Here is a 9,914-nt window from a genome sequence, read left to right as displayed (position 1 = left end):
ATTTACATAAAGATGCGGTTTTTAAGTTTATTCTACAAAACGTTTAATAATTCTTAGTTTGTGCGTGTATCTGCCCAGTTCTTTGTTAAAAATTCCTTGGTCATCAATTAAATCTATGCGCACTTTCGATGAAGCATGAATAATCTCGTTAGGCGAGAGCAAAATGCCTACATGTGTAATCTTACCTTCCTCGTTATCAAAAAACGCAACATCGCCTGCTTTACCTTCTGCCAAAAACCCCACAAGATCTCCTTGTTCTGCCTGTTGCGAAGCATCTCGATTTAAAGCAATATCGAACATTTTAAAAACCAATTGTACAAAACCCGAGCAATCGAGACCGAAGAGGTTTCTGCCGCCCCACAAATATGGAATATTATGAAAGAATTTTGCTGCTGCAGCCACTTCATCTTTAAAATTGGCAGTATTTTTTTGATGTGGTTGGAAACCCAACTTAAAACGTTCTTTAGCCAACTGACAATATCCATCAGCAATATTTGGCAAGTTACTCCCCGGACAGATGTGATACACACTGCCATCGGTTGAAGTAAGCGAATTATCGAAACTCAAAGGCGCTAGCATATTACAATTGTGCATCGTTGTAAAATCACTTCCAGAAATGCCTACTAACTGTTTGGGGTCTATCCAACCTTGATAACGATCATATCCATTTTGAATTAACCACCAACGCTCTTGTTTCTCTAAGATTTCTACATGCTCGCCAAAAAGCAACTGCGTAACCATTTCCGCTCTATCAGTAGGTTCTGCACGCAGCGGAGCAACAGCTACTCTACAAATTCCGTATGTGTTTTCCATCTGCAATTTTAGAGAAATTGTAAAAGTTTAGATTAAATTTAACTAACTATTCAAATTCGGTGGCGGCAGGTTAAGTGTTCGGTACTGGCGTTGTGTCCGATATATAAAACGGTAGCCGAAAAAACAACTGCCGTTTAAGCTTGGACAAATATTTAATCGAAGCCTTGCGCAGCCACTAATCCGCAAATGGTCGGCTATAGGCGGTGCTATTTTCTTTCAAACCAATTTTCGGTTTTTAAGTTTTTAATGTCTTTAAAATCTTTTATATTATCAGTTACCAAAGTCAATTCGTTTGTAAGTGCAGTTACTCCAATTATCAAATCAAATTCATCGTGCATTGGAGTTCCATTTCTTCTTAAATACACTTTTGTTTCAGCATATTTTTTTTATTGAGCCTAAAATCGGAATTGCAGCTATTCCTCTTGTAAATTTATCTACAGCTTCATGAGATTTTTTAGGGCTATCACTATTCTCTGCTCCGTATCTCAATTCAAAAATTGTGAGTTCAGAAATATAACAGTTTTTAATTCCTTTTTCTCTTATTATTTCGTCAAGATTTAGTTTCCCACGTAGAAAAAATATGCAAATATTTGTGTCGAGTAAATATTGCATGATTTTAAAATTTCAAATCTTTATCGCTAAATTTTCTACTTTCCTTAACTTCTTTGGCTATCTCTTCAGCAGATTTTTCAGAAGCAAATGCCCCAAATGATTTAAAAAATTCTTTTTCCTTAGATTTAGTATCTTTTCTCAGCGATTTTGCAAGTTTTTCGAGCAATTCAAGCTTACTGATTGCGCTTAAACTTTCAAAGATTCCAGAATAAGTTTCAACTATATGTCTTTCAGCGTACGTCATCGTTTTTATTTTTCTGTTACAAATCTACAAAAATCGAATTTCAGTTCCTAGTAACTAGAACCCCTAGAGCCTTTTACAAGTTTGCTTCTATTACCTGTTTTATTTGCGCTGGTTGGGCTACTCCGCTATGCCTCCAAAGCACTTTGCCTTTTTTAAAAAGCATTAGTGTCGGTACGCTCTTCACATGATAATCTGCTGCAGTTTTGTTGTTTTTATCGATGTCAATCTTAATGATCGCAATTTTATCGCCAACATCTTTTTTAACTTGCTCTAAAATTGGTTTCATCATTTTACAAGGCCCGCACCATTCGGCAGAAAAATCTATCAGTACGGGTTTCTCTTGGTTAACTAAATCTGCAAAAGTGGCCATTTTTGAGGGTTTAAGGTTTAGGGTTTAGGGTTTAGGGTTTAGGGTTTAGGGTAAAAAAAATAAAACGCCCAAATGTTTTAAAATGTTTTAATAAACGACTACTATAAACCTTCTTTTAACCGATTTCCGTAGCTAAATCTTTGGTCCAGTTTTGAAACAAGGCCTGCTCTATCGCAATCACATCGTCAGCATATTGTTTCCAATCTTTAGAAAACGTAGCTAGCTGTTTGATCATTTCCTCTAAATGTCCTTCTTCCTCTAAAATGATAGATTTTACATTAACCTTGCTATTAGATCGATCTAATATATCCTGATAGATTGGGTAAAGTTCATCTGCACGAACTTCTATTGCATAGGTAACGAACAAATAGGCTGCAAACTTTAAATCGTAACCAGATAAATTAAATTTCTCCTTCAAATATCTACACACAGCAATGTCTAGCGCGTGAAGGTAATATTTGGTATTTGCCGGAGACAAAAGTTCTGCATTTGCATACGTGGGGCAGCTTTCTGGATTAATCTTAGAAATTTGCTTTTTTAAATAATACGCATGGCGATGTTCTTCTGCCGCATGTTTTAAAATAATAAGGTTTACTTTTTCTTTATGTTCTGAGGCAGAAATTTTTTTTGCGCCAGCGTTTTCCATAAAAGAAAGGGTATTTAACCATTTGGCGTGCAATATATCGTCTGCAACTATGGTCGCTAAAGTAGCATCAAGCATTTTTATATGTACTAATAAATTTAATCTCTAATTCTATTTTTTCGGCAATCGCAAACTAACTTTACGCTCGCACTAAATTTCTCTATCTATGTCCCAATTTTCTAGATAATCGGCAACTCTACGAACAAACATTCCTCCTAAACTTCCATCAACCACTCTATGGTCATACGACAAAGACAGAAACATCATGTGCCTAATGGCTATTACGTCGCCAAACTCGGTTTCTAGCACAGCCGGCTTTTTCTTAATAGCACCAACTGCTAAAATAGCAACTTGTGGCTGGTTTATAATTGGGGTACCCATTATGTTTCCAAAAGTACCCACATTGGTTAGCGTAAACGTACCGCCTTGGGTTTCATCTGGCTTTAGTTTTCCTTCTCTTGCCCTAACTGCCAAGTCATTCACCGCTTTTGCAAGCCCAACTAAATTTAATTGATCTGCATTTTTTATAACAGGCACTATAAGATTTCCGTTCGGCAATGCAGCTGCCATACCAATGTTAATGTCTCTTTTCTTTATAATTTGGGTACCTACAACAGATACGTTAACCATCGGAAAATCTTTGATGGCTTTAGCCACTGCTTCTGCAAACAAAGGAGTAAAAGTTATCTTCTCCCCTTCTCTTTTTTCAAAACCTGCTTTTACTTTATTTCGCCAAAGCACCAAATTGGTCACATCAGCCTCTACAAAAGAAGTTACATGCGCCGAAGTAGCTACGCTGCTTATCATGTGATCTGCAATGAGCTTGCGCATTCGATCCATTTCTATAATCTCGTCGTTCGAGTTTGCACCAACTGCGGCAGTAGCTTGCGGTTTATCTATGGCTTTTTCTAAGATAGGTTTTTGGATGCCCGGGGTTTTCGATGACTCTTGAGTTGCATTTGACGTAGATTTCGAATCTATGTATTGAAGTAAATCATCCTTTGTTAAACGTCCTTCTGCCCCTGTTCCTTTAATTTGTTCCAATTCTGCCATCGAAAGGTTTTCTTCTGCAGCAATACTTTTTACCAATGGAGAGTAAAAGCGATCAGAACCTGTAAAACTAACCTCTTCTTTTTCATTTTTGGTGGGCAACTGATCTACACCTGGAACCGCCTGATTTTCCTCTTTTTCTTCAACCACCGGGTTGTCGGAAATTGGTGCTGAGGCACTGGCGGCATCGGTTTCTATAATGGCAATTACGTCTCCTACCTGTGCCACATCGTCCTCGTTAAAAAGATGTTTGATCATTTTACCTGCCACGGGCGAAGGAACTTCAGAATCTACTTTATCTGTTGCTATTTCTAAGATGGTATCGTCTAAAGCTATTGCATCGCCTGGATTTTTCAACCACTTGATCACCGTTGCTTCGGCAACACTTTCTCCCATTTTTGGTAATAATAATTCGTATTGAGCCATATAACTGTTTTGTTGATGGATTCTTTAAAGATGCAAAAATAACGATTTTAATTTTAGCTAGTTTTCTTTTAGCATATTTAAGAGCATTGTTAATGCTGCAACTGCAGAACGCTCTATATTTTGAATGCGCTCATTACTAAAATGAAATAACTTGGAAATTGTTTTTTGCTTATTACAAACAGCAATCCAAACAGTGCCAACAGGTTTATTTTCCATACCTCCATCTGGGCCGGCAATTCCACTAACAGCAACTGCATAGTCTGTTTTGAAATGTTTTAGCGCACCTTCTGCCATTTCTTTAACAGTCTCCTCACTTACTGCGCCATAATCTGTCAATGTAGATTTCTTAACACCAAGAACAGATTCCTTAAGTGAATAAGAATAAGCTACCGCGCCACCATAAAACACAGAAGAACTGCCAGCAATTTGAGTAATTAAATGTGCGATGTAACCCCCGGTGCAGCTTTCTGCAGTAGAAAGTGTTAGGGCTCTTGCGTCCATAAGTTGCAGAATTGCTTTTTCTAACGGAATGTCTTCTTCGGCAGCCACATATTTTTTAATTCGCTGAACAATTTTGTTTACAAATACCTGAACATCTGCAGTTACCTTTGCTTGATCATCGCCTGTGGCAGATAAACGCAACCTTACCTGCCCCAATCTTGGTAAATATGCTAACTTTATGTGCGATGGAAGTTCTGCTTCTATGTCTTCGATCTCTGTAGCCAAAAAAGATTCTCCAATACCCGCGGTTAAGATGGTATGGTGCACAATGTGTGGAAGTTTAAACCTGCTTTTTAAGCGTGGCAAAATTTCTTCTCCCATTAAATACATCATTTCGTAGGGAACACCAGGTATAGAGACGAAAATTTTTCCATGCTCGTTAAACCACATGCACGGCGCAGTTCCCCTTTTATTCAAAATGACCTCACAGCCGACTGGCACATCTGCCTGCTTGGCGTTTAACTCTATCATTGGGCGGTTAAGCCTTTTAAAAAGTTGGCTAACAATTTCTAAGGTAGGTTCATCTCTTCGAAAACCCATGTTAAAATATTTGGCAAGCGTAGTTTTAGTAATATCGTCTTTTGTGGGGCCTAAACCGCCCGTAATTAATATAACATCTACCCGTTTTTCAGCATTTTGAAGTGCCTCGATAATATGGCTTTCATCGTCAGACACAGAAGTAATCTGTTTAACTGATATGCCAATTAAATTTAACTGTTTGGCCATCCAAGCAGAATTAGTGTCTACAATTTGGCCTATTAGTATTTCATCACCTATGGTTATAATTTCTGCAAGCATAATCTTAATTGTAAGAGTTATAGTAACCCTGTCTTTTGCTTAATTTTAAGTCTTGAAGAATGGCAGATTTAACACGCAACGTTACTGAATAACTCTTGTATGCGCCGTAAGGCACCCAGTTTATGCTCATGTCCCAACAGTGCAAATCTCTGTAAATACCAAGCTGCATTGGGGTCAAACCGTTGTTCTTAAAATCATAGCCAGAGCTAAAGGTTGCCTTCCATTTCGGCGTAAAATTTACATCTCCGTTAAAGTTCAAAGTATTACTTGTAGAAGATCTTCCAAAATCGTTTGCATATTGAAAGCTATATGAGAAGGAAAAATTCCATGGAATATTAAAATCTACAAATGCGTTTGGATCTCTGCTCAAGGCAGATAACTGTTCGGACTGAATGGGTGTAATGCCTTTTTCAGAGGCGTCTTTAAGTGCGTCGTTCGCTTCGTTTTTCTTCTTTAACGCAGCCGGATTTAAACTGTAATCAAATGAAAACCCTATGGAAGTCAACCTCGGTAACTTACCATTTTTAAAAGTTAACACATTGCTTTTACTGTAAGTTGTAACGCCAGTGGCAGGGTCTGTTATCGCGTCTAAGGTATAGGGATCAAAGCTACCATTGTAATTAATCCCTAATTTATCGTTAAACTGAGAACGCCCGCTAAAACTCAAATTGCTCAATTTATTACGTGGCGCAACAAAATTATACGAGCCACTTAAGCTCAATCCTTGAATAATAGGTATTTTCTTCTCTCCTGTTCCTGTGGTGTCTTTTCTATCTCGCACTTTTAACTCCACGGTATTATCCAATCCAAATCCTATCGATGCCGATTTTTGCGAAAAAGATCCTGGATAAGCACTGTTTTCGAAAATGGAATAGGTTAACGGCCGTTGATCATAACTGTTAATGATTGGCTTTCCATTTTGGTCAATAGCCGCTAAAAACGGGCCAGAGCCAGCCTTTGTAAAATCTGGGGAATAGCTAAAGGACACGTTTGGTGTCATTACATGACGCAACTGCTCTATATTTCCCAAGTTCTTAAATTTCTTGGTAATTCCATATACTTTGGTAGACATACTGGTAGAAAAACTATAACTTCCAGCACGTTTAAAACCACTTACTGTATCAGTTCTAATCGAATAAGTGCCATCTCCGAAAGTCGTATACTTATTTCTTGTTGTTTGAAAATTCCAAACTTCGTTATAACTTCCACCTACGCTAAAATTTAGATACTTAAGCGCTGTAAAAGAAGCACTTATAGGAATGTTGTGGCTAAACCCAGATTTTAGCCTCTTTAAACCATCATTTTGAAAAAGCAACGTATCTTTTGTGGTAATGCTGTTGTTTGCCTGAACACCATAACCCACAGAAATTTTCTGATACCATTTCTGTTCACCCACTCTGGTTTTTGAATCGAAGGGGTTAAAAGTGGGAACATTAAAAGTTGCGGTTGGCAATCGAACAGAAATATCTTTGGTACTTAACGTTTGATCACTTCCAAAAGACAACGAATAGTTCATACCATTGTTAAAGTTCTTAGCATAACTTATGCTACTACTGGTAGTGTTCCGAGCTATGGCATTAATATCATACGTTGAATTGGCAGCGGTACTGGTATAATAGGTACTGGAAACAAGATTTACACTAGCACTAAAATTTGTACCAGGATGTGCGTTTGCATTTTGGCTATGTGACCAACCTATACTAAAATCTTTATTTGGCGTTTCAAATGCCTTTGTGCCTTCTAGGCCGTTCTTAACACTAGCGTATCGTAAAGATACATTTCCATTATATTTGTAACGTTTGGTGTAATTAGACAGCAAACTGGTTTCATAAGACCCATTGGTGTAAATGCTTCCAAGAATTTTGGCATCCCAATAATCATTCAACCCCAGGTAATATCCGCCGTTTTGCAAGTAGAAACCCCTTGTTGCATCTTCACCAGGTTGGGGCAAAATTACCCCCGACGTTCGTTTGTTTGGTTTTGGAAAAAACGCAAACGGAAGCCCAATTGGTAATGGAACTCCCTCAACTTCTAAATATACGGGGCCGGTAACAATCTGTTTTTGGGTAACTATACCTTTTGAAATCACAAAACCGAAGTGTTGATGTGGAAAAGGGAGATCGCAGGTACTGTACAATACATTCTTAAGGTGAACTTCATCATCTATCTGTTTCTTTGTTTGCCCGCCAGAAAAATAACCACCCTCTTGCTCAGAAAAAACGCCGAATACCTTTGCCTTGCTGGTTTTAGAATTATAATAAATAGAATCTGCCAAGGCAGAACCTTCTGCGCCCGATTTAAAAATCGGCCTACCAACATATTTTTTTGTTTTTGGATCTATCCTTCCCCTTGCAAAAATTAAATCGTTCTTGCTGTCGTACCTGATATAATCGGCGCTTAACTCAAAATCTCCATATAAAACCTTTGCTTGCCCATATAAGTAGATGATGCTTTTGTCTTTACTAAATTTTGTAGAATCTTCTGCTTTATATTCTACTTTCTTATCCAGTTCGCTCTTATTTTTTGCATTGCCTCGAGTAGTGTCGTTTCTAGAGCTATCTTTTTTTGCAGTATCTAACTGGGTTATCTGCTGCAATGAAATGTACAAGGTTGCGTTTACTCTATTGGTGGTAAAAACCAATAAAATGACAGTAAATACAAAAATAGAGTTTGCCAGAATTTTCAAATTGATATTTGAATGTTAAATTTGCAAAAATGTTAACTAAAAAACGCCCAAAATTACTGAAAAATATATCATTGATGTACCTTAAAACTCTTTTAGCTTTCTTTATTTCGTTCGTCCTCGCTAACACGATTGATAATCAGGCTTTTGCCCAACATTATAAAATTAAAACCATTGTTATAGATGCAGGGCACGGCGGCAAAGATGGTTCTACGCGTGGCTTGTACAGCAAAGAGAAAGACGTGGCGCTAAAAACCGCCCTAAATTTAGGGAGAGCACTAAAAGACAGTTTAAAAGATATTAATATTGTCTACACACGCACCACCGATGTTTTTGTTCCTCTATACGAACGCATTAAATTGGCCAATGAGGCAAAGGCAGACCTTTTTATTTCTATTCATTTAAATGACATGCCAGTGTATACTACGAGAAAAATTTCCTACTATAAAAAAGTACATGGAAAAAAGCGCCCTGTTTACACAACAACCAGAGCTAAAAGCACCTCTACACATGGCACAGAAACCTTTGTATCGGGAACGAGTAGGCTAGATGAGCAGGATGAGGTAATAAAACGAGAAAACTCCTCTATATTTTTAGAGGATAATTATAAGAAAAACTACGAAGGTTTTATTGCGAACACACCCGAGAACGACATAATGCTTTCTTTAATGAAGCAGACAAATAGGGAGAGAAGCTTAAGATTTGCATCTATATTGCAACAAGAGTATGTAGACAATGGCCGCGTAAACCGTGGCGTACAAGAAAAAAGCTTAGCGGTATTGGCAAGAGCTGCAATGCCTGCTGTCCTTACTGAAATTGGCTTTGTAAGCAATCCTGATGAAGAAAATTACATGAACTCTCCTGAAGGTCAAGATGAAATTGTAAGCGCAATTACAAAAGCAATAATTAAATATAAAAAGTTTGCTGAAACAGCTTTTTAAGCCGGTATATATGACTTTTAAACACTTTTTTATTTTCGTTGTTCTGTTGGTGCTGTGCACAACACGTATTTTGGCACAAGGTTACGAGCTGAAGACCATTGTAATTGATGCAGGGCACGGTGGCAGGAAACCAGGTGCATCTGGAGCCATTTCTACAGAAAAAGACGTGGCCCTAAAGATTGCCTTAAAGTTAGGCGCCGAAATTAAAAGCCAGCTTCCGCAAATACATATTATTTACACCCGAACAACAGATGTGGATGTAGATTTATACAAACGCGCAGAAATAGCAAACAATGCAAAAGCCGATCTTTTTATTTCCATCCACTGTAACTCAATGCCAAAAGGAAAATCTTATGTAGATGGGGTAGAAACCTTGGTTGCGGGTTCGCACAGACTACAAGAGCAAGATGCAGCCATTAGAGAAAACGCAGATATTAAGTTAGAAAAGAATTATAAAGAAAATTACAGCGGTTACGACCCTGCAGACCCGGCTAGTTTTATTATGCTTTCCCTATTAAAAAACACGTTCCGAGATAAGAGCATAGGTTTTGCAAGACTTATTCAGAACAATTACGTAAACAACTACAAAAGAACTGACCGGGGCGTAAAAGAGCAAGGGGTTTTAGTTTTACAGCGCTGTGGTATGCCCGCCGTGTTGGCAGAAGTTGGCTTTATATCTAATCCAACAGAAGAAAAGTACATCAATTCTAGTAAGGGTCAGGAAGAGATTGTTGGCTGTATTGTGGACGCTATTAAACTATATAAAAAAAATATAGAGGTTAAATAAATTATCGTAAAGAACCATAAAATCTTACCTTTGCGAGCATAAATAA

11 protein-coding genes are annotated in these 9,914 nt (G+C 37.8%); 2 read left to right on the top strand and 9 right to left on the bottom strand.

The window, feature by feature from the left end; translation table 11 throughout:
• Positions 1-27: 27 nt before the first annotated feature.
• The 9 genes from ABIB40_RS00545 to ABIB40_RS00505 all read right to left on the bottom strand — a co-directional run bounded on the left by ABIB40_RS00545 (position 28) and on the right by ABIB40_RS00505 (position 8,143).
• On the bottom strand, positions 28-813 hold the full coding sequence (locus ABIB40_RS00545; protein ID WP_354354877.1) for a C40 family peptidase: 786 nt from the start codon (positions 811-813) through the stop codon (positions 28-30).
• A 206-nt stretch (positions 814-1,019) separates the two neighbouring features.
• The gene (locus ABIB40_RS00540; protein WP_354354876.1) at positions 1,020-1,178 is read right to left on the bottom strand and encodes a PIN domain-containing protein; all 159 of its coding nucleotides are present in this window, start codon (positions 1,176-1,178) and stop codon (positions 1,020-1,022) included.
• A 7-nt stretch (positions 1,179-1,185) separates the two neighbouring features.
• On the bottom strand, positions 1,186-1,425 hold the full coding sequence (locus ABIB40_RS00535; protein ID WP_354354874.1) for a PIN domain-containing protein: 240 nt from the start codon (positions 1,423-1,425) through the stop codon (positions 1,186-1,188).
• 4 nt (positions 1,426-1,429) lie between these two features.
• On the bottom strand, positions 1,430-1,669 hold the full coding sequence (locus ABIB40_RS00530) for a hypothetical protein (protein ID WP_354354872.1): 240 nt from the start codon (positions 1,667-1,669) through the stop codon (positions 1,430-1,432).
• A 73-nt stretch (positions 1,670-1,742) separates the two neighbouring features.
• Positions 1,743-2,039 carry a thioredoxin gene (gene trxA / locus ABIB40_RS00525; RefSeq protein WP_354354870.1) on the bottom strand — a complete coding sequence of 99 codons (297 nt, stop codon included), beginning with the start codon at positions 2,037-2,039 and terminating at the stop codon, positions 1,743-1,745.
• 115 nt (positions 2,040-2,154) lie between these two features.
• A complete protein-coding gene (locus ABIB40_RS00520) occupies positions 2,155-2,760 on the bottom strand; it encodes a hypothetical protein (RefSeq protein WP_354354868.1) in 606 nt (201 codons plus the stop codon).
• 72 nt (positions 2,761-2,832) lie between these two features.
• Entirely contained in the window at positions 2,833-4,158 is a 1,326-nt protein-coding gene (locus tag ABIB40_RS00515) for a dihydrolipoamide acetyltransferase family protein (protein ID WP_354354866.1), read from the bottom strand.
• Positions 4,159-4,215: 57 nt separating this feature from the next.
• The gene (locus ABIB40_RS00510; RefSeq protein ID WP_354354864.1) at positions 4,216-5,457 is read right to left on the bottom strand and encodes a competence/damage-inducible protein A; all 1,242 of its coding nucleotides are present in this window, start codon (positions 5,455-5,457) and stop codon (positions 4,216-4,218) included.
• Between the two features lie 4 nt (positions 5,458-5,461).
• Positions 5,462-8,143, bottom strand: a complete 2,682-nt coding sequence (locus ABIB40_RS00505; protein WP_354354862.1) for a putative LPS assembly protein LptD — start codon at positions 8,141-8,143, stop codon at positions 5,462-5,464.
• Positions 8,144-8,172: 29 nt separating this feature from the next.
• Between ABIB40_RS00505 and ABIB40_RS00500 the strand changes: the two genes are divergently transcribed.
• Together ABIB40_RS00500 and ABIB40_RS00495 are read left to right on the top strand one after the other, a co-directional pair.
• Positions 8,173-9,081, top strand: a complete 909-nt coding sequence (locus ABIB40_RS00500; protein ID WP_354354860.1) for an N-acetylmuramoyl-L-alanine amidase family protein — start codon at positions 8,173-8,175, stop codon at positions 9,079-9,081.
• Positions 9,082-9,091: 10 nt separating this feature from the next.
• The gene (locus tag ABIB40_RS00495; RefSeq protein WP_354354858.1) at positions 9,092-9,868 is read left to right on the top strand and encodes an N-acetylmuramoyl-L-alanine amidase family protein; all 777 of its coding nucleotides are present in this window, start codon (positions 9,092-9,094) and stop codon (positions 9,866-9,868) included.
• The last annotated feature ends 46 nt before the right edge of the window (positions 9,869-9,914 follow it).

Source organism: Pedobacter sp. UYP30 (assembly GCF_040547165.1).
Lineage (GTDB): Bacteria > Bacteroidota > Bacteroidia > Sphingobacteriales > Sphingobacteriaceae > Pedobacter.
Note: the sequence above shows the minus strand (reverse complement) of the source record. Positions and strands in the feature narration are given on the sequence as shown.

What these genes read in the sequence shown, in the direction of transcription:
- ABIB40_RS00495 (WP_354354858.1), top strand. Translation starts at nt 9,092, where the DNA reads ATGACTTTTAAACACTTTTTTATTTTCGTTGTTCTGTTGGTGCTGTGC.
- ABIB40_RS00520 (WP_354354868.1), bottom strand. Translation starts at nt 2,760, where the DNA reads ATGCTTGATGCTACTTTAGCGACCATAGTTGCAGACGATATATTGCAC.
- ABIB40_RS00535 (WP_354354874.1), bottom strand. Translation starts at nt 1,425, where the DNA reads ATGCAATATTTACTCGACACAAATATTTGCATATTTTTTCTACGTGGG.
- ABIB40_RS00510 (WP_354354864.1), bottom strand. Translation starts at nt 5,457, where the DNA reads ATGCTTGCAGAAATTATAACCATAGGTGATGAAATACTAATAGGCCAA.
- ABIB40_RS00530 (WP_354354872.1), bottom strand. Translation starts at nt 1,669, where the DNA reads ATGACGTACGCTGAAAGACATATAGTTGAAACTTATTCTGGAATCTTT.
- ABIB40_RS00515 (WP_354354866.1), bottom strand. Translation starts at nt 4,158, where the DNA reads ATGGCTCAATACGAATTATTATTACCAAAAATGGGAGAAAGTGTTGCC.
- ABIB40_RS00500 (WP_354354860.1), top strand. Translation starts at nt 8,173, where the DNA reads ATGTTAACTAAAAAACGCCCAAAATTACTGAAAAATATATCATTGATG.
- ABIB40_RS00545 (WP_354354877.1), bottom strand. Translation starts at nt 813, where the DNA reads ATGGAAAACACATACGGAATTTGTAGAGTAGCTGTTGCTCCGCTGCGT.
- trxA (WP_354354870.1), bottom strand. Translation starts at nt 2,039, where the DNA reads ATGGCCACTTTTGCAGATTTAGTTAACCAAGAGAAACCCGTACTGATA.